This is a genomic window from Alkalicoccobacillus murimartini, assembly GCF_030813245.1.
In the GTDB taxonomy this organism is placed as follows: domain Bacteria; phylum Bacillota; class Bacilli; order Bacillales; family Bacillaceae_D; genus Alkalicoccobacillus; species Alkalicoccobacillus murimartini.
Genome location: NZ_JAUSUA010000001.1, coordinates 1,175,229 through 1,196,393 on the forward strand (window position 1 = coordinate 1,175,229; position 21,165 = coordinate 1,196,393).

A 21,165-nucleotide genomic window follows, 5' to 3' on the forward strand; every position below is an offset into this window, starting at 1 on the left:
CGCTCCTATTCGTTTACTCCGCTTTATTATGAGACCAGATCGCAATAACTGTATCTCCATATCGTTCCACTCTTTCGGAAATTAAGGTTCCAACTTGATCAGGTAAAGTCACTGAAGACGCATGCTCGATGACAATCACCCCATTCTGCTCTAATAAGTGATTCTGTTCAATTGTTTCTAGGTGATGCAAAAGCTTTTGTTTAGCATATGGAGGATCGAGAAAAATACACTCAAAAGAAAGCTCGCGTTTAATAATTGCTTTGAGAGCCCGTTCAGCCTCAGTACGGTATACCTCTGCTTGTTCTTTTAACGCGCAGGATTGCAGGTTAGAATGAATGGTTTGGATTGCTTTTTTATCTTGATCAACAAAAATAACCGATTCTAAGCCCCGGCTTAAGCTTTCAATACCAAGAGCTCCACTTCCTGCATACAAATCCAGACCAATGCCCCCGTTAAAATAAGGACCAATAATATTAAAAATGGATTCCTTCACTTTGTCTGTTGTTGGTCTTGTCCCTTTACCTGAAACTGCTTTTAACCCTAATCCCTTTTGCTTACCAGATATTACACGCAAAACCATCACCATGCCTTTAATTATCATTTGAACCATCTATTTTATCCTATTATATCATGAAAAAGGAATTCGAACCTTTCATGTATAGATATATCCTTGTACGCCTATACTACGAAATAACAGCATGTTTTCATGTTGTGACAACCACGGAGAAGACTTACTTTCCCCATAAGTTCTTCCTCCGGTTTCTCCTCTCCCATAGCCTAACGCATAGATGATATGTATAGGCACCCGTAGTCAGTAGACTACGGGATTTTTTGTGTTCTCGACTACTTATTCATTCCATGCTATAGTAACTCCAGATTACATACATATGTGGGGTGAAGATCATGATTCAACGCTTCATTGAACTAGGTGAAGGGTATGGCGACTTCTATGAATTACTGGAACTAGCCACTTCCAATAAGAATAGGATCTACCGCTTCATCCAAATTGAAACAACCATTAACAAGCAGAAACGAGTATCCTTAGCTGTTGTGCTTCATCCAGCTGCACAAGGTGGGTTTATGCCGATTTATTTTTGCAGGGAAGGAATATCAATTAAATCAGGTCAATCGAGTAAGCGAATCACTCAATTTTCTGAACTGGCTACTCAGCTACAGCAAGATATTCGCCAACTAGAGGTTCGTCCATCAGTCGATTTCCCAGATCCTGAATTATATAAGCAATATTTAATCGGGATCTTGCGCGTCAACCATTGCCTCCCACCTTTAAATTGGTAGTCAAACGAGATTGAGACATAACTACCCACTGAAAAAGTCAACCAGAAATAAGCTCATAGGCACCACTCCAGGAGAAACCTTCGCACCCACAAGAACGGCCTCAGCCCTTGAAGTGGAAGGGCACCCCTTCAATGTCTTCGGACTCGTTCTGTTCCGTTGGAGTCTTCGGTTTCTCCTTCCGCTACTGTACTGATCAATTGTTAAAAAGGCTGTTATATCTTCTAAATGAGCGGGCTTACGCGGTTCATTTAATGCCTTCCCTCGGTAATCGTGACCCCATTTTCGGGAGCGATAGCATAGAACCCTTTTTGCGTCCTCCTAGATAAAAGGGCCGATCAATGACGTGTCAGATGACATCATTGATCGGCCCTTATTCTGATTAGTAGACTTCTGTCCGAGCTTTCATGTTGTACTCAACTGTTGCTTTTAATTCGGCTCATGTTGATTTTGTTTGCGGAATGTCTGCTCAGCAGGTTGCATCACTTTATATCTCACCAATAACACATTACAAATAAGAATTAGGGATGTGATAAGTAGCAATCCACGAACTCCATATAAGCTTACGACCCAACCGCCTAGTATCGGTCCAATCATTGAACCTAGATACATGGCACTATTCGAAAATCCATAGGTTCGGCTTTCCATGCCTGTTGGCGCATGCATTCTAATTAATGTATTAGCTGCTGGCAATAGCCCGCCTAAACAAAGTCCTACAAAAAATCTCAGCACGATTAACTGCCAAATGTCTGTCACAAATACCTGTGGGATCGTAAATATAGCGACTCCGAGTAACGAATAGACAAGGGTATTATGTGCTCCCTTCCTATCACTCACTCTTCCTAGCCAAGCTGAGGTCATAAAATTCGCAAAGCCTGTGACAGAGACAACGATGCCTGCGTATAACGAAACATTTGCTGCAGGAGATAGCTCTTCTACGTATAAAGATAAAAGAGGGTTCACACCCATGATCGCAAATTGAATCATAAGAATGACCGCATAAATCGAGAATACCGGTTTTCTAGCCGTAATTTCTTTAAACTCTTGGATTGTACTTGTCTTGGTTTTTACTTCTTTTGCCGGTGTAAAATCTTCTTTAACGAACAACATCACACCAATCGCTGCCACCAAAATAAATGCACCTGTCACAAAAAAGATCATTCGGTAGCCAAAGGCTTGTGACATAAGCCCACCAATTAATGGTCCGCCGATAGCTCCTGCAACTGTTCCCGATTGCAGAATACCAAGAGCTTGACCTGTATGTTGCTTAGGTGTATTTGTACTCACTAAACCAATCGCTGCTGGAATAAAACCCGAGATGACACCGTTTAATAAACGTAAAAACAGTAACGATATCGGCCCTGTTGCTAGTCCAGTTAAACTAATGACAATAGCCATACCAAATCCCGAGCGTAAAATCATCATTTTTCGTCCGTGCTTATCGGCTAACCTACCCCAAAAAGGGGAAAATATAAATGCTGTCAAAAAGTTGGCCCCAAAGATAATCCCTGCCCACAAACTGATTTCTGCAGGATCTTCCATCCCCAGCTCTTTTAAGTATAACGGCAAAAAAGGCATTATCATTGACATTGCGCTCATCACTAAAAATGTGCACCCCGATAGGATCCACACATTTCTTTTCCAAGTTGTCAATCCGATCACTTCCTCGTTACCTCTATTATATATTTCGCGGGGCGAAGTAATCAAGTGATGAGTTCCTGCTTTTCGATAGATTATAAGGGATTTTTCTGAAAGGTTCGCCTCTTCACGACGATTTCCTCAAATTTAGACATAAAAAAAACCAAGTGATCAACACTTGGTTAGATACCCATCTTATAGTCATACTCTTTTGCTTTATCTGGTTTTGCATTTTGATAATCTGTTTTAATAAAAGGTCTCATAGAAGGCTTCACTTCTCGAACAAAATGAAATCCCTTCAGTTTTTCCATGGTCTCGTCTATGTTTTCCTGATTACAATAAAATACGACGTACTTCATTTTTTTGGAGACATAGTGAACATTGCCGAAACGCCGAAGCTGCCTCGCAAATTTCAGTGATGTCAGCCACACTACAATTCCTTGACGTTGCCCATTCATCATTTTCTATTCCCCTATCCGCTATCGTTCAATTTTATTTTATCATGAGCTATTTTGCCTAAGCAACTATGATTCGTGTTCCTACTCATGTACCCTATAGATAGCATACCCATATAAGGAGTGATCCGTCTTGCTAGATCTGTTCTACTCCAACTTAAAAACAAGCTTGTTACAAACGTACGAAATACAAATGAAAGCAATTAGTGGTTTTTATTTTCTTTATGTACATTCAGTTGATGATTATGTGGAAGTTCAACACGCCATTCGTTCTGTCGCATCAATCCTGACAAAAAAGCGGATGCTCTCATTTGAATGTGAATATGTTCGCTCAACAAATCAAATTCACGTATTCCGTTTTCGTTTCCTTGTTCCTTCTGAAAAAATGTTCTGTTGTGGAAATGGCTGTATCGACTGTACTCGCTTATAAAAAAGAAAACGGCACATGGCCGTTTCCCTATACTTTATCCACAGCTACATCCTCCGCCAGATCCACATCCACCACTACATGACATATTATCAAAGAAAGGATTTCCAGTTGGAACCTTAATTGTTTCTGAAACCGCGTGAGCCAATATGCCACTAATTTCATTCAATAAAGATTCTAACTCCTTCTCCGCCTGTTTAAATGATTTAACTAAGTCATGTTTGTCCATGCTTCGTTTAAGCTGACGAATTTCTTTTGAAACCCGATCATAATCAGGGTGGTATTTTCCAAAGCGCTGAACTTCTTCATGCATATCTTTCATTTTATTAAAATCAGCAATCAGTGTTTGCGCCTCAGTATTAGCTTGTAGCTGTTCTTTAGCATGTATATAGTCAGCAAAGGTTTCTGATTCAATAATCACATCACCTAAACCTTGAGTTCGTTCTAATAGCTCCATTTCACTTATGGTAGCGAGCATCACAGCACCCCCTACTTAGGAGTATAGCATGTCTTAAGTTGTGTTCATACCTATATATGGATTTTTATTGAACCTTTTTAGTATCCATTGACTTTGCCTTTAAGTGGCTCTATAATTCATTGACTTTACCTGTACGATGAGAGGATTTGATTAGTAAAATGAACCTTGTTACATTTAATCCATTTCGAACAATTGGGCTTAAAGGTCTGCATTATATTAAGCCTGAGAATATGTATAAAGAGAAACAGCTTATTTCAGATGCAGACGTTTGTTTGTTCCCGGAAAATTGGCAAGTGAACTCACTTGTTTACGGAATGAAGAAACGAATATTCCCTAGCATTCAGTCCATTCAATTAGGTTTTAACAAAATTGAAATGACTCGTGCGCTTTGGAGTGTCGTTCCAGAACTTGTCCCAAAAACCGTCATCCTCGGGCGCAACTCAGATACGTATCAAAAAGTACTACAAGACTTTCCTTTCCCTTTTGTTGCGAAAGAAATCCGAAGTTCAATGGGGCGTGGCGTGTTTTTGATTGAAAATGAACAGCAATTTCGTGAATACAGTGATCAAAATCCAACTTACTATATTCAGGAATACCTTCCGATAGAGAGGGACTTACGAGTGTGTATCGTTGGCGATAAGGCTATCGCTAGCTATTGGAGAGAAAATGAGAATACATTTAAAAATAACGTAGCACAAGGTGGACGTATTATTTTTGATGACGTGCCAGCCGAAGCGGTTCAAGCGGCTTTATCTACGGCTCAATTACTTGGAATTGACCATGCCGGTTTTGACCTTATTGTCGTTGAAGACAAGATGTATATTCTTGAATTTAATACTCTGTTCGGTAATCAAGGCTTCCAAGAGCTACAAGTATCTGTAGAAGAGGAAATTGCTTCGTATCTAGGTATCTCTATGTCCTAAGTATACATAAGCATAGGAAACCATCACTAACTGAAGGTTTCCTGTGTTTGCGTGACCGTATCTTGACCCATCTTCAACATTTCCATCATCATCATCGCTAAACCTAAGTTAGACTGCATTCTCTCCACTCGCTGAGGGAATGTTCTGCCATAGAAATAATTCGCTTCTTTCTCAAGCGTTTGTAAAACAGACGGGTCTCTACTCAACTTTCGATACCAACTAGGATTTTGACGTACAAAGTTTCTAAATTCTTCATTTTCATTTAATAACTGAATGACGTCTGGACGCATCCATCTGCACATCCCCTCGAATTAATCGCGACGAAAAGAAAACGGTTGGTCTGGGTTTGATCTCGTTTGTTCATCTTCTGGTCGCTGAAACGTTTGAATAAGAGTCTGTACATTTCCTAATACTGAGCTAAATTGAGCTAAATGGTTTTGCAGATCTTGAACATTCATTTTTTTGACCATATTCATCATCTGACCCATAAATTCGGTCGCTTGAGCGGTTCCTTTTTGTTCCTGCTTTTCCTCAGTGCTTTGCGTATGATCTTGAACTGGCTCCTGTTCATTAGGTTCAGCATTCATGAATTGAGACCACTGGCTATGATTAGGACCCAAAACAGACCATTCTTCATAAACAGCTTGCAGTGTTTTCGACCCTTGGCGAACCTCATTCATAATACCCGGATGATGACGAACAAAATCTTTGAATTCATGTACACTTGGATGAAGCTCTTGTGAGGACACCATATCTACCTCACCATCCTTTCTTGTATAGTACTATGTTACAAAAAAGCCTAGTCCAACGTTCTCGTTTTTTCTAAATTCATCTCATTTTTTTGTTACAATAAGTAAGTTACATATGACACAGGGGGTTTTTTAGTGGAAGACACATCGAAACATGCCATACAGAAGCAATTTGATCAATACATACAAACCGCATCCGAAACAGAAATGAATGTTCTCTCAACCGTTTTATCTAATCTCCAACAAAAAAAGGACACCACAGGGTCCTTTTTATCCGCACTTATTAAAATGAAGAAATCAACAACACAAAATAATGAACTAGAAGTGAGTTTACCCGTACACCCAATCATTTATAATTCGTTAGATATGGTCCATGGAGGCATCACAGCGACCTTAGCTGATTCAGCTATGGGAACACTTGTACATGACCTGCTGCCCGAGCATCAAACAGCAGTGACTTCTAACCTGTCCGTCCAGTATATCCGACCAGGTAAGGGCGAATCCCTACACTGTAAAGCCACCGTTACACATCAAGGACGTCAGTTATATGTAACGGAAGCTCGAATTGTTAATAATCTCAATAAATTGGTCGCGACAGCTCATGCCACTTTTATGGTCGTTCCTAAAAACAAATAATCATTAATTAGGAGGGGTTAGGAAATTCTGTGTAAAGCTTTTTTCATAGACTCCTACCCCTAATTCAGTAAATTCCTCATGAAGTAAGTTCACTCGATGCCCTTCACTGTTTAACCATCCCTCAACTGCAGCTGCACCATCCACATAACCTAATGCAATATTTTCTCCCGCTGTTTTAAATGGCACTTGCCCAGTAATAAAGCGAGCATCCAATTTACCGTAAGTAGGAGAAACATGATCAAAATAATCATTGATTTCCATATCAAGGCTATGTTTGTAGGCAATATCACGAACCTCTTCATTCCATTTGTAGGGCTCAAGTCCATGCTTATCACGAATAAGATTGGTCAAGTGAAAGATTTGTTTTTCTTCCCCTGCTTCAATCGCTTTCCATTTCTCTGCTGATAAAGGTTCTATTTCAGGTAATGTTCCACGATATGTTATAGAATATGGCTTCTGTTTAAGTAACAAATCAGTGGTTAACATTCTAACAGTAGAAAGCTCCCCTGTATGAATATCAAAATAAAGCTGTAACCAGTTATCCCCATATGGAACGAGTGGACGCGCACGCAAATCATCTTCAGTTAATCTAAATTCAAACGTACCCATATCATTATCAACTTCAATCGTGGACTCAAAATCTAGCTCTGATGAAAGTCGTTCATATGTAACGCCCTCATTAAAAACTGAATCTTTTAATTCATCTCCAGAATAATAGAAGGTTACAACCTCGCCATCTTCCAGACCTACTTGTAAATAGGAATGATTGTTTATCGGGTAAATCCACCACTCATAACCGTAACTTGATGGATCCTTCCTTTCAGGTTCTCCATATGTCTGGATAACCTCATCCTCAGACTTATCTATTATTTGGCCAAGGTGCACCCCTGTACGGCTTGCTAATACCTCTTTTGAGGGATTCTGCCTCTCAGCTACTGAACCTTGTTTAAAAGGCGTATCAGCAAACCAGTGCTCCATCTCATCTTGTTGAGTCACTTCAACAATCATAATGATAAGTATAAGTAGTAAACCAGCTAATAAACCAAGCCGTTTACCCATCTTCAATCACTCCTTTGTCATAACCCTAACAAAAAAGTTCGCAGTTCATCTCTACATCCCTGTCTCTACTTATGTAATCATCTGTCTTTATACGTAGAATTAGAGGGGCGACCCGCCATTATCCTGTTTGGTTTTAAAAATACGTTTTCATTTTATATTGCAAGCTGATGCATTTCATACTATCATAATTAGAGAGAACATGCAGAACAAAAGGGGTGTAATTAGTATGAAATTTGATGAAACCGGTTTCGAAGGTCAAGAAGTAAAGTTTTCTCATATGCGTCATGCTGCTGAAGCAAGTGGGTTTGTACTCGCTGAACAGTGGGATTATGAGCGTGCAACGTTTGATTATAAGATTGTAAATCAAGGTGATACATACTACCTACGCGTTCCAACCTATTCCATCAAGGGAGATATCCCTAAGAATGACACGATTTGCCGAGTGATGACACCTATGCTAGGGAAGCACTATTATCCTCATGGTGTGGAGTACGCAGGTGAAAGCTTTCCAGAGTCTGTAATCACTAAGTCACAATCTAAGCTTGACCTACTTAAACATACGTTGGAACAAGAAGCTTAGTTTCAACAAATGTTTAAATGAATAATTAAGGCCGAACAATGAAGTCATTGTTCGGCCTTTTTATATAAATAAAATTAATCCTTGGCGCTGTTAAACCAACGTAGCGTCAGCAAAAAAAGGTTCAGAGGTTACCCAAATTTGGGATCTAAGCTATCCGCTCCCGAAAATGTGGGCACGCTTACCAAAGAAGAGTTGAACAAAAAAGTAGCGGAAGGAGAAACCGAAGACTCCAACGGAACAGAACGAGGCTGAAGACATTGAAGGGGTGCCCTTCCACTTCAAGGGCTGAGGCCGTTCTTGTGGGTGCGTAAGTTTCTCCTGGAGCGGTGCTATGAGCCTATCTCCCACTCTCAAAGGAAATTCCTTTGTTGTTAGTCATTACATCTAACAAGTCTTGTTGTATCCCCTCTTCTTTTTGCTTGCTATGATCTAAATTTTTCACATAAAAAAAGTAGCAACAGACCATGATTTGCCTGTGCTACTTTTTTTGTTTTTAATAATATGGCGAAATCATAAGATAAACTAGTACGCCAGTAAAACTAACATACAACCATAAAGGCATCGTCCATCTCGCAATTTTTTTGTGACGCTCATTTTCCATATTCCATGCTCGAGTCACTGTTGTTAAGGCCAACGGTACGATCACTGCGGCAAGAACAATATGAGTAATTAGAATAAAGTAATATACAGGTCGTAAGAACCCTTCTCCTCCATATGGAGTGGAAGACGACAGAAAGTGATGCGCTACGTATGTGACTAAAAATAATGTCGTTGTAGTAAAAGCAGCATAGATAAACCGTCTGTGCAATGTCACCTTTCGTTTAAGTATGGCAATAAGAGCTGCTAGCAAAAATAGAAAGGTAAAACTATTAAAAATAGCATTTAAAAGTGGCAAGATCCTGACGTCAAATGCATCAAAGTTCTCATAGCCAGGCATACCCGATAAAACCGCAACCAATCCATTAACTATGATAGTAACAATGATGATCAATGGTTTATAATTTCTTTTTTTGTGTGGAACCAGTGCTTCAGACACACTCATCTCTCCTTTTCATTCAATGCTTGTCCATTATGCATTATACACCTTCATTCGTGTTCCAAACACCTTAATGCGTCACAATCTGATGAACTTTCAATTAAACGTAAAAAGACCAAAGAGTAAACGTGCTCTACCCTCTGGTCTTAAACGTATAAACTTTAATACTTTGTTACACCTATTAATAGCATCAGGGCAACAATAGTGGGAAGTGTAATGAAGATCCCAGTAATCATAAATACATTAACCCATGCATGGTCCTTATCCTTCATATGCATAAAGAATAATAACTGAAGGGCAAACTGCACAACCGCCAATATAAGAATAAATGGAATGGCTAATGTGCGTGGAACAAAGTCTGTTGCGACTGCCGCAAAAGCAAGAAATGTTAAGAAAATCATCAATGCAAACGCAACGATTTGTTTTCTAATCTCTGCTTTGTGCGAGCGTTTTTCCTCATTAGTCATTGCACTTTTTTCAAAGCTTTCACTTAGATGGTCAGCCATACGATCAACCTCCTGCTCCCATTAGATAAACCACTGTAAAGATAAATACCCAAACGACGTCAATAAAATGCCAGTATAAGCTAGCGACATAGAATTTCGGTGCATTTGTCAAAGTGATCCCAGAACGCGCGTAGCGAATCAACAGTAATATAATCCAGCATAATCCAAAGGTAACGTGTGCCCCGTGTAGCCCTACTAGAGAGTAAAACGCACTTGAAAACGCACTCGTTGTAAAACCAAATTCATATTCTGTCACGTATTGATAAAATTCATAGATCTCCATTCCGAGAAAACTTAGACCTAATACAACGGTTATCGTTAGCCATGTCATCATCGATCGGAAATTATTCTTTTTCATCGCAGACATTGCTAGCACACTCGTTAAACTACTTGTTAAAAGTAACATCGTCATAATAAACACTAACTCAAGATGGAAGATATCTGTCGAACTCGGTCCATCAGCAGTACCGTTACGCAGTCCTAGATACGTTCCAAAAAACGTTGCGAATAAAATTGTTTCTCCACCTAGAAAAAACCAGAAACCAAGGAATTTGTTCTTCCCTTCAAGAGTGGCTCTCTCAGGATGTGAGGGGAGTCCATTAGACATATCAATAGGTCCAGACATTCTACTTTTCCCCCTTTGATGGTAATTCATTCTTAATCTGTTCAATTGGAACATGATAACCATGATCCTCTTTTACAGAGCGTATCATCATACAACCGAATGTAATGGCAAAACCAAGCCCAACAATAATCCAAGGACTAATAATTGGATTCTCCATTCCTAGCATAATTAGACCAAATCCTAAGAAATACAGCCCAATCGAGATGAATAGAGGTAAAATCGAACCATTCGGCATGTGAATCTCTTGAATCGGCTCAGCCGGTTTCATCGTTCCATCTCCATGAATCTTTTCATAGAACAATGGATCAAGTGAACGGATCTGAGGTGTTTGTGCAAAGTTATACTCCGGAACCGGTGTTGGTGTTGCCCACTCCAACGTTCTCGCATCCCAAGGATCAGCCACTGTTACACGCTCTCCTTTAAAGGCAGAGTAAATAATATTTACAACTAGAAGCAACACCCCAGCTGTCATAAAGAATGTTCCGATTGTACTAACCAAGTTATATGTCTCCCAGCCTTGGTTTGGAAGATACGTGAACACACGTCTTGGCATACCCATTAGTCCAAGTAAATGCTGAATAAAGAAAGTAAGATGGAAGCCAATATAGAAGATGGCAAAGAACCATTTACCAAGTTTTTCATTCAGCTTATGACCGAACATCTTAGGATACCAATAGAATAATCCTGCAAATAGAGATAAAACAATTCCACCAACAATGATGTAATGGAAATGCGCAACAACAAAGTACGTGTCATGGTAGAGATAATCTACAGGTGCCATAGCTAACATAACCCCAGTTACTCCACCAAGTACAAATGTCGGGACAAAGGATGAAGCAAACAGCATCGCTGTATTAAATGTGATTTTCCCGCCCCACATCGTAAAGAGCCAGTTAAAGATTTTAATCCCTGTTGGCACCGCTATGGTCATGGTTGCTACAGCAAAAACAGAGTTTGCGACAGGTCCCATTCCAACTGTAAACATATGGTGAGCCCATACCATGAATCCTAAGAAAGCGATAATCATTGTTGCAAACACCATCGCGGTGTATCCAAACAAACGCTTTCTTGAAAAGGCTGGAATGACCTCTGAAATGATACCAAAAGCTGGTAAGACAAGAATATAAACCTCTGGATGTCCAAAAATCCAGAAAATGTGTTGCCAAATGACGACGTTCCCGCCACCAGCAGTATTAAAGAACTGTGCGTCAAAGATTCGCTCAAGCATGAGAAGAGCAAGTCCTGCCGCAAGTGGTGTGAAAGCAAATAAAATTAAGGTAGATGAGATAAATGAAGTCCATACAAACAAAGGAAGTCTCATCATGCTCATACCTGGTGCTCTCATATTCACAATGGTTACTAGAAAGTTAATCGCTGAAATTAGCGTACCAATCCCTGAAACTTGTAAACCTAGGACATAGAAATCAATCCCTAATCGATCTTCGAGTGATAATGGTACATAAGCCGTCCAACCTGCATCCGGACCGCCCCCAAAGAACCAACTTGTGCTTAATAATAGTCCACCAGATAGAAAGATCCAGAATCCTAATGCATTAACAAAAGGAAAGGCTACATCCCTAGCTCCAATTTGAAGTGGAATAAAATAGTTCATAAAGGCAAATAATAATGGTGTTGCGGCAAGGAATAACATGATCGTTCCATGCATCGTAATAAATTCGTTAAATGCTTGGCCACTCAGAAAGTTATTTTCTGGAAACATCAATTGAATGCGCATGAAAACGGCCATTAGACCTGCCTTACAGAAAAATAACGTACCGGCAATTAAATACATAATGCCAAGTTTTTTATGGTCAACGGTGGTTAACCAATCCATGATGACACTTTTATCTTGTTTTACTGCTGCCAATGTCTCAAACCTCCTTTTCCGTTGTTACTCTGGGTCGTCTTCTTCACGTACATCTAAGCTGCGCAAATATGCGATCAGTGCATCCATTTCATCTGCAGAAAGATCTTCTTCTGGAAATGGAATCATATTGTTATCTTGCTTAAACTCATCTGGGTTACGAATCCATGCTTCTAGCTGCTCATCTGTATTTTCAAGATAGCCTGCAATCGTTTTACGATCAGCAAAGTTCGTTAACGTTGGTCCAGAAGCTGATCCTGCTCCACCAACTGCATGGCAGCTAATACAGCTTTCTTGGAAAACTTCATACCCTTGTTGTACAGATGAATCTTCTGGCTGTTCGACATCCGCTTTGGCAACCATGTCTTCCACCCATTGATCATAATCCTCACGCTCAAGTGCGATTAGTTTAAAATCCATCAAGGCATGAGAAGGTCCACATAGCTCAGCACATTTCCCCATATAGGTACCTGGTTCAGTAGCCTCTAACCAAAGTGTGTTCTCAATTCCAGGAACGGTATCAATCTTCCCGCCTAGTGCTGGTACCCAAAATGAATGAATGACATCTTGTGCATTCAAAGTGAAATAAACCCGCTCGCCTGTAGGAATATAGACTTCTTGTCCAGCTGTGAAGCCTTCTTCATAATCAAACTGCCACCAGTATTGATGACCAGTTACGTCTATGTATACTGCATCCTCTACATCTTCAGGTGCCTGACTCTCCGCAAATTCAAACGTTCCCATGATAGTCGGAACAAACAGTACCAATAAAAGGAGAATCGGTATTACTGTCCATGTGATCTCAAGTACGGTACTTCCATGTACTTGTTTTGGGTATTCATCGTCTCCCTCTTTTCGGCGGAATTTAGCCAAGATATAGAAGAAGATAGCAAACACAACTAATGTAACAAACGCCATTATGTATAATGACAGAACCATGTTGTTAAAAATCCATTGTGCTTGAGGCCCCTTTGGATCAAGTGCTGTTAGGTTCTCATTCCCAAAACAGCCTGACATTAGTAAAAGCATCACTAGAAGACTTAATCGTCCACTCCAAGTCTTTACTTGTTTCATCAACATTCCCTCACTTTCTCTAAATATAAGTGCCTTCTTGTCTCTCTGATTAAATCACTGTTTCTACTAGTACAATGAAAAGAATAAAGACCACTCTGATAAGGCTTACAATACTCTATAAGCTTCTCCGTACAGGGCTTCCCGTTATTAGATTCGCCTCCGATACGCCTGTTCACCTCCTGATAAACTTATAGACCGCCAATTATAACCAGTATACGTTTACATTATAGCTTATTATGAGACTAGTTTCATCATAAACCTTTCTTTCACACGATATTCACATTTTAAAAGCGTCATAAAATGTTCCCCGCTGGAAAATTGACTTTTCACTCCAGCATACCTATGATCAGAAGTGAGCAACATCTTATTGAATATGAATCCAATTTAATTAGAAGGTGAAGAACGTGCATAAGCGATTTAAGTTTTTTGGAGTGATAACTGCTCTTTTTGTATTATTAGTATTAATTCAAGGTGCACTCGTTTCTAAAACAGGATCAGGAGAAGGATGCGGGGACACATGGCCACTGTGCTTTGGTGAAGTAGTGCCTCTTAATCCGACAATGGAAACCATTATTGAATATAGTCACCGGATTGTTTCTGGCTTAGCTGGATTACTAGTCATTATTTTAGCTTTTTGGGCTTGGAAGCAACTCAAACATATCCGTGAAGCAAGATTTTTGGCCTTTCTATCTGTCTTTATGATTATTCTACAAGGTCTAATGGGAGCAGGAGCGGTTGTTTTTGGACAACAACCACTTGTCATGGCGCTTCACTTTGGATTTTCTGCATTGTCCTTATCGTCGGTTGTTCTCTTAATTATTTTAAGTTTTGAGGATTCTAGTAAAATCAGTCGTCCGACCGCTCCAAAAAACAGTAAGGGATTGCGTAGATACGTTTTAGGCGTTCTCCTATATTGCTACGCTGTTATTTATACTGGTGCATTTGTAAAACACACCGATTCAACATTGGCGTGTGCAGGGTTCCCGACATGTAATGGAAAGTGGATTCCAGATGCATTTTGGACTGTTGCACCTCAATATTTCCATCGTATTTTTGGTACGATCATGTTGATATCATTAATTATTTTAGTGGTATGGATATTCCGTAAATTCCCTTTGAATCGAACTCTTAAGTGGTTAAGCGTTCTTTCGATGTTAATGGTGATTGGACAGTTCACAAGTGGAATTACGATTGTCCTTAGCTTGAACCAATACCTTGAAGTTGGGATGACACATGCTATTCTAGTTTCATTATTATTTACATGCCTAGCGTATATGACAATGATTCTACTCAGAAAACCAACAAAATAACCTAAAAAAGAGGCTCAAGCGGAATGCTTGAGCCTCTTTTTATCATGTAAATTCAATAAGTAAATCACCAGTTGCAATGGGTTCATTATCAGAGACAAATACCTCTTTAATTTCTCCATCAAATGCGGCTTGTACTGTTGTTTCCATTTTCATGGCTTCTGTAATTAATAGATGGTCACCTTTTTTCACTTTATCTCCTTTAGAAATAAGTGTTTTTATGACCGTACCAGGCATCGTAGCCCCAATTTGTTTCTCGTTGGCTTTGTCTACCTTAGGTCTAGAGACCACAGTCGTTTGAACCGATTGATCTTGAATAAGCACTTCACGAGGTTGTCCATTTAATTCAAAATAGACAATTCGTTTTGCATCGTCTCTAGGTTCAGAAACAGAAATGAGTTTTACAATTAATGTTTTTCCTTGTTCAATCTCTACTTCAATTTCTTCACCTGGTCTCAAGCCGTAGAAGAAAGTTGGCGTATCAAGTACTGATACATCTCCAAAATTATCACGGAATTGCTCGAATTCAGTAAAGACTTTCGGGTACATCACATAAGACAACACATCATGGCTCGTTACCTGTCTACCAAGTTGTTTAAACAATTTATTTTGAACCTCTTCAAAATCAATAGGATCTAGAAGTGCTCCTGGTCTACCTTCAACTGGTTTGCGAGATTTTAAGATGATCTGCTGAAGCTCTTTCGGGAATCCTTGGTAAGGCTGACCCAATTGTCCTTGGAAAAACTCAATCACTGAATCTGGAAAATCCATGTTATGACCTTTGGCGTAAACTTCATCCCTTGTTAAGTCATTCTGAACCATATAAAGCGCCATATCTCCAACTACCTTAGAAGAAGGTGTAACTTTGACCACATCTCCAAACATATCATTGACGATCCGATACATTTTCTTCACTTCGTTCCAACGGTCTCCAAGGTCAACAGCTTTTGCCTGTTGTTGCAAGTTACTGTATTGCCCACCTGGCATCTCGTGTTGGTACACTTCAGTATGAGGTGCGTTCATCCCACTTTCAAAGCCTTGATAGTATTTACGTGTCGCTTCCCAGAACTCATCTAGTTGCTCTAACGCTGAGATTTTGATGTCTGGTTGCCTCTCTGAGCCGCCTAACGCATAAAATAGTGTGTTAGCACTTGGCTGTGACGTTAAGCCCGCCATTGAGCTAACAGCTACATCTAAAATGTCGACTCCAGCTTCTACAGCTTTCGCGTACATAAAGATTCCATTTCCACTCGTATCATGGGTATGAAGATGTACAGGAATATCTACCGTTTCTTTTAAGGACGAAATCAGTTTGTATGCAGCTTCTGGCTTAAGTAGACCAGCCATATCCTTGATAGCAAGAATATGCGCACCAGCTGATTCAAGCTCTTTTGCAAGCTCTAAATAATAATTCAGATCGTATTTGGTCCGCGATGGATCCATGATATCCCCTGTATAACACATAGCAGCTTCCGCAATTTTGCCTGTTTTTCGAACCGATTCTATAGCTGGGATCATTCCTTCCACCCAGTTCAAGCTATCAAAAATACGGAATACATCAATACCTGCTGCTGCAGATTTTGCAACGAACTCATCTACTGCGTTATCAGGGTAATTTGTATACCCAACAGCATTTGATGCGCGTAATAGCATTTGGAATAGAACATTAGGTGCTTGCTTACGTAATGTCAGCAGTCTCTCCCACGGATCCTCATGAAGGAATCTCATCGCCACATCAAAGGTTGCTCCACCCCACATCTCATACGAGAATAATCCAGGTAAAAGTCGTGCTGTAGGCTCAGCAATCTTTTTAAGATCATTCGTACGCACTCGTGTTGCAAGTAATGATTGGTGAGCGTCTCTAAAGGTTGTATCCGTTAGTAAAACATTTTTCTGGTCTTTCACCCATTGTGCTAGTCCTTCTGGTCCTTTTTCATCAAGGATTTGTTTTGTCCCATTTGGAAAAGGCTCTACAGCATTTATTGATGGTACAACAGGTTTGTCAAATGCCGGTTTTTTCTTCTTTTCAATTCCAGGGTATCCATTAACAATCGTTTCACCAAGGAATGTAAGCATTTTTGTTCCACGGTCTTTACGTTTAGGGAACAAGAACAGTTCAGGCGTAGTATCGATAAACGAAGTGTTGTATGAACCATTTAAAAAGGCTTCATGACGAACAACGTTTTCTAAAAACGCAATATTGGTCTTAATCCCACGAATACGAAATTCTCTCAGATTACGTAACATTTTTGATGCAGCACCATCGTACGTTAATGCCCATGTAGACACTTTAACTAACAAAGAATCATAATGTGGTGAGATAACGGACCCTTGGAATCCATTCCCTGCATCTAAACGAACACCAAATCCACCACCAGTACGGTAAGCGTTAATACGACCAGTATCCGGCAAGAATCCATTAGCAGGGTCTTCTGTTGTAACCCTAGATTGGATAGCAAAACCACTGCACTGGATATCTTCCTGAGCAGGAATCCCCATTTTCTTATCATGAAGTCTCTCTCCATCAGCAATCAATAGTTGTGATTGAACGATATCAATACCCGTCACCATCTCCGTAATGGTGTGCTCAACCTGAACACGTGGATTTACTTCAATAAAATAGAAGTCTCCATCTTCAGTCGCAAGAAATTCCACAGTACCTGCATTGACATACCCAATCGCTTCTGCTAATTGGACCGCAGCAGCACAAATTTTCTCTCGTACACCTTCACCAAGCGAAACACTTGGAGCAACTTCAACTACTTTTTGATGACGTCGTTGTACGGAACAATCACGCTCGTATAAATGCACGATATTCCCATGCTTATCAGCAAGGATTTGTACTTCTATGTGCTTAGGATTCTCCACAAATTTCTCAACGTACACTTCATCATTACCAAACGCAGATTTGGCTTCTGACTTCGCTCGGTCATAAGACTCATGTAAATCTTCTGCGGCACGGACAATACGCATTCCACGTCCTCCACCACCAAGTGAGGCTTTAATAATGAAGGGATATCCGTTTTCTTTTGCAAACGCTTCTACATCTTCAACGCCATTAACAGGACCGTCACTACCAGGTATAACTGGAAGGTTTGCTTTAAGTGCTTGTTCCTTCGCCTGTACTTTATCTCCAAACATGCGTAAGTGCTCAAGCTCTGGTCCAATAAAAATGAGCCCTTCTTCCTGGCATCGTTTGGCAAATTGTAGATTCTCAGACAAGAAGCCGTATCCAGGGTGAATGGCATCTACACTATGTAACTTCGCTGTCTCTATAATTCCTTCTATGTCCAGATAAGCCTCGATTGGTTTCTTTCCTTCACCAACCAGATAGGCTTCATCGGCTTTATATCTATGATAAGCCCCTAAGTCTTCTTTAGAATAAATGGCCACTGTACGAATATGTAATTCTGAGCACGCCCGGAAAATACGGATGGCAATTTCACCGCGATTTGCTACTAGTACCTTCTTAATTGATTGTAATCCGTTCATCTTGTCCTCCTCTTTACTCTCTCAACTCAAAAATCTCATATTTTATCTACTTTTATGAAAGCTTGTTAATTAGTATAGGAGTAAAAGGAGGTAAAAAGCAATTGAAATGTTCTGTCAGTTTAAAAAGTTTTTTTATCCAATTACTCTAGACAAATAAAAAAAGCTATGCTGCAATAGCATAGCCACTTCTCGATATTACCTCTGTACTGTTAAGTCGTGCAGATCTGCAAGTCTACGCTCTAATTCACTAAGAATTTGTTTTCCTTGTTCTTCTTCAACCAATCCAAGTCGAACGGCAAAATCAATTTCACGTGAAAGCCCAAACATACGAGTATCCAGTACTTCTTCGTAGAGGGGGCATTGAGGCATCGTTAGATTCTCCAACTGAACTTCAATAAGCTTTCGTATCTTTTCTGCGTCAGACTGCAGAAGTGTATATGCTTTCTCAGCCTGGCTGGTCATCACCTTAATCGACATTTTGTCCCCTCCTCACCATGATGTATCATCTCTTCTTTTATAGTATCTGCTAAAGCGTTAAAATGCAATCTTTTTAGTGAATCTTGTAAAATCAGCTTTCACATTTTCGTAACAAGCTATAAGAAAATAACACTCGAACTGACAAAAGTACCTTATACGTTTTATAATAAGACTAGCATGTATATCTAGGAGGAATTTGTTTGAGTGAATTTGTATTTTTTATTGAGGGCGACATTAACCGTCCCTTAACAATTGATCCAACAGTATGGATTTTTGATGAGAGAAAAATCGATCTTACCTCGTATTTTGATAATCTGGACTCAATGGACGATGAATTGACAGCGTATCAAAAATCTATTTCCGCTCAGTGGGATCGGGAGAGAACAGAAGGATCTGAGCCTCCAAACCCCAACCACAATGGAAATTTGATTCGTTATGATAAGCAAAAATTAATAAATGGCTCTTTTGGTATGCCATTAAAACCTTTTCTGACGAACGCTGGTCCAATCGATACGGCAAAATCAATTGCCATTGAAACTGAAAACGGTTCAATTCACACCTGTACCCTTGAGGATGGATTTAAATTAATTGTCGGGTTTTCACAAGATGGCCAGCCATTAAGGGATAGCGGTCCTGTCCACATTTATTATGGTGATGGATCTAATGAAAAAGAACCGATTACGCATGTTAAACGAATAACCATCAAATCATAATCATCTATAAAAGATCCGCAGCAAGTTGAGCAAGCCCAGACCTCTCTCCTTTCACGAGTTTCACATGACCGTGAACAGATTGGTTTTTAAATTTCTCAACAACGTAAGTCAGTCCATTTGTGTATTCATCAAGATAGGGGTGATCAATTTGCTGCGGGTCACCCATTAAAACAATTTTACTTTTCTCTCCTACCCTCGTTAAGATAGTTTTCACTTCATGCTTAGTTAAATTCTGCGCTTCATCAATTATGATGTATTGTTCAGGAATACTTCTCCCTCTAATATAGGTCAATGCCTCCACTTGTATCGACCCCATACCAGCTAATATCTGATCAATCTCACCCGGTTTTTTTGTATTAAAGAGGAATTCAAGGTTATCATATATTGGTTGCATCCATGGTCTGAGTTTTTCATCCTTTTCACCAGGCAAATACCCGATATCTTTACCAAGTGGTACAACAGGCCGCGCAACAAGTAATTTATTGTACGTATGCAAATCCTCAGTCTGCATCAATCCTGCCGCTAAAGATAAAAGGGTTTTACCCGTACCTGCTTTACCGATCATCGTTACTAATGGGATATCCTCTCTAAGTAAAAGCTCAAACACCATCCTCTGTTGCACATTACGTGAACGAATGCCCCAGACTTGGTCCATGTCACTAAAAAATGGACGGATGTCATACCCATTAGGTTCAATCTTACCCAACGCGGAGCTTGATCCACCTAATGAATCTTTTAATATGACAAATTGATGCGGATATAAGGTTGCTTGCATTGCGAGGTCTCCTCGATTAATACCTCCCTCTTCATAAAATTTTTTAATGATGTCTTTATCTACATAAGCTTCAATATATCCATCATAACCCTCGTCAAATTCAACGACACGGTCATTAAGAAAATCTTCTACATCTAACCCAAACGCATCTCCTTTTACCCGTACAAGGGCATCTTTACTAACTAAAATGACCTTTGCTCCATCCGTTTTTTCTTTTTCTTCTAGTGACAAATTAAGCGCAACCGCAATTATCCGATTGTCATTTGTCATCTCTGCAAAAGATTCTTTTAGGTATTGAAAGGATCTATGATTTAATTCAACGCGAAGCGAACCACCTGAATCGAGCGGGACTCCTTCATGAAGTTTTCCTTTTGCTCGTAATTGATCTATTAATTTTGAGAAATGGCGTGCATTTCGACCAATCTCATCCATGTTTCGTTTTTTAGAATCCACTTCTTCAAGAACAACTGCAGGAATAACAACTTCATGTTTTTGGAATGCAAAAATCGAATAAGGGTCTTGTAGTAAAACATTTGTATCCAACACATAGATTTTTCTCAACATGTATGCCCCCTGACCTATTTTCGACGAGACCTGTAACTATGCCAGCACGTATGTTGTTCAGCCAGCCACTACTAATGTGTATGAGCCTGATTCCATTGTTAGACGAGATTGTTCATACAACCTTATATCAGCGTCGATTTTTTATTGTTGCTATGTTTCCCCTCTCAATCATATTTTATCAAAAACGAATAATAGAAATATGAATTTTCTGTAAATGAATTCACTTCTTTTCTCTTTTTTATTTATCAGGATTCTTGTAAAAGGTTTATTTTTCCCGCGGTTAAGCGTACACTATATCTAGTGTTAGGAGCGTGAATATATGAGAGTAAAATGTGTACTATGTGACAAAATAGATCAATTAGACGACCTTAAGCCGTTAGCAAAAAAACTTCGTAATCGACCTCTTCATACGTATATGTGCGAATCCTGCGAAACACGCATCACACAAAATACGATAGCTCGAAAAGAAACACATTCATCTACCGAATAAAATA

The 21,165-nt window shown here is 39.6% G+C and carries 23 protein-coding genes; 8 read left to right on the forward strand and 15 right to left on the reverse strand.

The window, feature by feature from the left end; genetic code table 11:
* Window positions 1-13: 13 nt before the first annotated feature.
* Complete coding sequence (rsmD, locus tag J2S05_RS06220; RefSeq protein ID WP_306981119.1) at window positions 14-574, reverse strand: 16S rRNA (guanine(966)-N(2))-methyltransferase RsmD; 561 nt, start codon at window positions 572-574, stop codon at window positions 14-16.
* A gap of 329 nt (window positions 575-903) precedes the next feature.
* Here rsmD and J2S05_RS06225 point away from each other — a divergent pair, with 329 nt between their 5' ends.
* Window positions 904-1,296: a DUF7147 family protein gene (locus J2S05_RS06225; RefSeq protein WP_306980895.1), complete on the forward strand. Its 393-nt coding sequence runs from the start codon at window positions 904-906 to the stop codon at window positions 1,294-1,296.
* A gap of 426 nt (window positions 1,297-1,722) precedes the next feature.
* Here J2S05_RS06225 and J2S05_RS06230 read toward each other — a convergent pair whose 3' ends face one another.
* Window positions 1,723-2,955 carry an MFS transporter gene (locus tag J2S05_RS06230; RefSeq protein WP_306980896.1) on the reverse strand — a complete coding sequence of 411 codons (1,233 nt, stop codon included), beginning with the start codon at window positions 2,953-2,955 and terminating at the stop codon, window positions 1,723-1,725.
* Between the two features lie 158 nt (window positions 2,956-3,113).
* On the reverse strand, window positions 3,114-3,392 hold the full coding sequence (locus J2S05_RS06235; protein WP_306980898.1) for a YlbG family protein: 279 nt from the start codon (window positions 3,390-3,392) through the stop codon (window positions 3,114-3,116).
* 127 nt (window positions 3,393-3,519) lie between these two features.
* On the opposite strand from J2S05_RS06235, the gene J2S05_RS06240 reads away from it, so the two are divergent.
* Window positions 3,520-3,816: a hypothetical protein gene (locus J2S05_RS06240; protein ID WP_306980900.1), complete on the forward strand. Its 297-nt coding sequence runs from the start codon at window positions 3,520-3,522 to the stop codon at window positions 3,814-3,816.
* A 34-nt stretch (window positions 3,817-3,850) separates the two neighbouring features.
* On the opposite strand, the gene J2S05_RS06245 is transcribed toward J2S05_RS06240, so the two are convergent.
* Complete coding sequence (locus J2S05_RS06245) at window positions 3,851-4,291, reverse strand: YlbF/YmcA family competence regulator (RefSeq protein WP_306980901.1); 441 nt, start codon at window positions 4,289-4,291, stop codon at window positions 3,851-3,853.
* A gap of 158 nt (window positions 4,292-4,449) precedes the next feature.
* Here J2S05_RS06245 and J2S05_RS06250 point away from each other — a divergent pair, with 158 nt between their 5' ends.
* Window positions 4,450-5,214 carry an ATP-grasp domain-containing protein gene (locus tag J2S05_RS06250; protein ID WP_306980902.1) on the forward strand — a complete coding sequence of 255 codons (765 nt, stop codon included), beginning with the start codon at window positions 4,450-4,452 and terminating at the stop codon, window positions 5,212-5,214.
* Between the two features lie 26 nt (window positions 5,215-5,240).
* On the opposite strand, the gene J2S05_RS06255 is transcribed toward J2S05_RS06250, so the two are convergent.
* Both J2S05_RS06255 and J2S05_RS06260 read right to left on the reverse strand, forming a co-directional pair.
* On the reverse strand, window positions 5,241-5,504 hold the full coding sequence (locus J2S05_RS06255) for a YlbE-like family protein (protein ID WP_306980904.1): 264 nt from the start codon (window positions 5,502-5,504) through the stop codon (window positions 5,241-5,243).
* 21 nt (window positions 5,505-5,525) lie between these two features.
* Window positions 5,526-5,966 (reverse strand): YlbD family protein, encoded by a 441-nt coding sequence (locus J2S05_RS06260; protein ID WP_306980905.1) that lies wholly within the window; start codon window positions 5,964-5,966, stop codon window positions 5,526-5,528.
* Between the two features lie 132 nt (window positions 5,967-6,098).
* On the opposite strand from J2S05_RS06260, the gene J2S05_RS06265 reads away from it, so the two are divergent.
* Entirely contained in the window at window positions 6,099-6,599 is a 501-nt protein-coding gene (locus J2S05_RS06265) for a PaaI family thioesterase (RefSeq protein WP_306980907.1), read from the forward strand.
* A 3-nt stretch (window positions 6,600-6,602) separates the two neighbouring features.
* On the opposite strand, the gene J2S05_RS06270 is transcribed toward J2S05_RS06265, so the two are convergent.
* Window positions 6,603-7,658, reverse strand: coding sequence for a CAP domain-containing protein (locus tag J2S05_RS06270; protein WP_306980910.1), 1,056 nt, complete (start codon window positions 7,656-7,658; stop codon window positions 6,603-6,605).
* Window positions 7,659-7,884: 226 nt separating this feature from the next.
* Between J2S05_RS06270 and J2S05_RS06275 the strand changes: the two genes are divergently transcribed.
* On the forward strand, window positions 7,885-8,238 hold the full coding sequence (locus J2S05_RS06275) for a YugN family protein (protein ID WP_306980912.1): 354 nt from the start codon (window positions 7,885-7,887) through the stop codon (window positions 8,236-8,238).
* A gap of 493 nt (window positions 8,239-8,731) precedes the next feature.
* Here the strand turns inward: J2S05_RS06275 and J2S05_RS06280 are convergent, their stop codons facing one another.
* The 5 genes from J2S05_RS06280 to coxB form a co-directional block, all read right to left on the reverse strand.
* Window positions 8,732-9,274 carry a DUF420 domain-containing protein gene (locus J2S05_RS06280; protein WP_370873606.1) on the reverse strand — a complete coding sequence of 181 codons (543 nt, stop codon included), beginning with the start codon at window positions 9,272-9,274 and terminating at the stop codon, window positions 8,732-8,734.
* A 161-nt stretch (window positions 9,275-9,435) separates the two neighbouring features.
* Window positions 9,436-9,780 (reverse strand): cytochrome C oxidase subunit IV family protein, encoded by a 345-nt coding sequence (locus tag J2S05_RS06285; protein ID WP_306980917.1) that lies wholly within the window; start codon window positions 9,778-9,780, stop codon window positions 9,436-9,438.
* 4 nt (window positions 9,781-9,784) lie between these two features.
* Window positions 9,785-10,405 carry a cytochrome (ubi)quinol oxidase subunit III gene (locus tag J2S05_RS06290; RefSeq protein ID WP_306980918.1) on the reverse strand — a complete coding sequence of 207 codons (621 nt, stop codon included), beginning with the start codon at window positions 10,403-10,405 and terminating at the stop codon, window positions 9,785-9,787.
* 1 nt (window position 10,406) lies between these two features.
* On the reverse strand, window positions 10,407-12,239 hold the full coding sequence (ctaD, locus tag J2S05_RS06295) for a cytochrome c oxidase subunit I (RefSeq protein ID WP_370873614.1): 1,833 nt from the start codon (window positions 12,237-12,239) through the stop codon (window positions 10,407-10,409).
* A gap of 57 nt (window positions 12,240-12,296) precedes the next feature.
* Window positions 12,297-13,343: a cytochrome c oxidase subunit II gene (coxB, locus tag J2S05_RS06300; RefSeq protein WP_306980923.1), complete on the reverse strand. Its 1,047-nt coding sequence runs from the start codon at window positions 13,341-13,343 to the stop codon at window positions 12,297-12,299.
* A gap of 404 nt (window positions 13,344-13,747) precedes the next feature.
* On the opposite strand from coxB, the gene J2S05_RS06305 reads away from it, so the two are divergent.
* A complete protein-coding gene (locus tag J2S05_RS06305) occupies window positions 13,748-14,653 on the forward strand; it encodes a COX15/CtaA family protein (protein WP_306980926.1) in 906 nt (301 codons plus the stop codon).
* Window positions 14,654-14,695: 42 nt separating this feature from the next.
* Here the strand turns inward: J2S05_RS06305 and pyc are convergent, their stop codons facing one another.
* Window positions 14,696-18,142: a pyruvate carboxylase gene (gene pyc / locus J2S05_RS06310; protein ID WP_306980928.1), complete on the reverse strand. Its 3,447-nt coding sequence runs from the start codon at window positions 18,140-18,142 to the stop codon at window positions 14,696-14,698.
* Window positions 18,143-18,337: 195 nt separating this feature from the next.
* Window positions 18,338-18,619: a YlaN family protein gene (locus tag J2S05_RS06315; protein WP_306980930.1), complete on the reverse strand. Its 282-nt coding sequence runs from the start codon at window positions 18,617-18,619 to the stop codon at window positions 18,338-18,340.
* A gap of 200 nt (window positions 18,620-18,819) precedes the next feature.
* Between J2S05_RS06315 and J2S05_RS06320 the strand changes: the two genes are divergently transcribed.
* Window positions 18,820-19,332, forward strand: a complete 513-nt coding sequence (locus tag J2S05_RS06320; RefSeq protein ID WP_306980932.1) for a peptidyl-prolyl cis-trans isomerase — start codon at window positions 18,820-18,822, stop codon at window positions 19,330-19,332.
* A gap of 4 nt (window positions 19,333-19,336) precedes the next feature.
* On the opposite strand, the gene J2S05_RS06325 is transcribed toward J2S05_RS06320, so the two are convergent.
* Entirely contained in the window at window positions 19,337-20,671 is a 1,335-nt protein-coding gene (locus tag J2S05_RS06325; RefSeq protein WP_306980933.1) for a PhoH family protein, read from the reverse strand.
* A gap of 319 nt (window positions 20,672-20,990) precedes the next feature.
* Between J2S05_RS06325 and J2S05_RS06330 the strand changes: the two genes are divergently transcribed.
* A complete protein-coding gene (locus J2S05_RS06330; protein WP_306980935.1) occupies window positions 20,991-21,161 on the forward strand; it encodes a YlaI family protein in 171 nt (56 codons plus the stop codon).
* The last annotated feature ends 4 nt before the right edge of the window (window positions 21,162-21,165 follow it).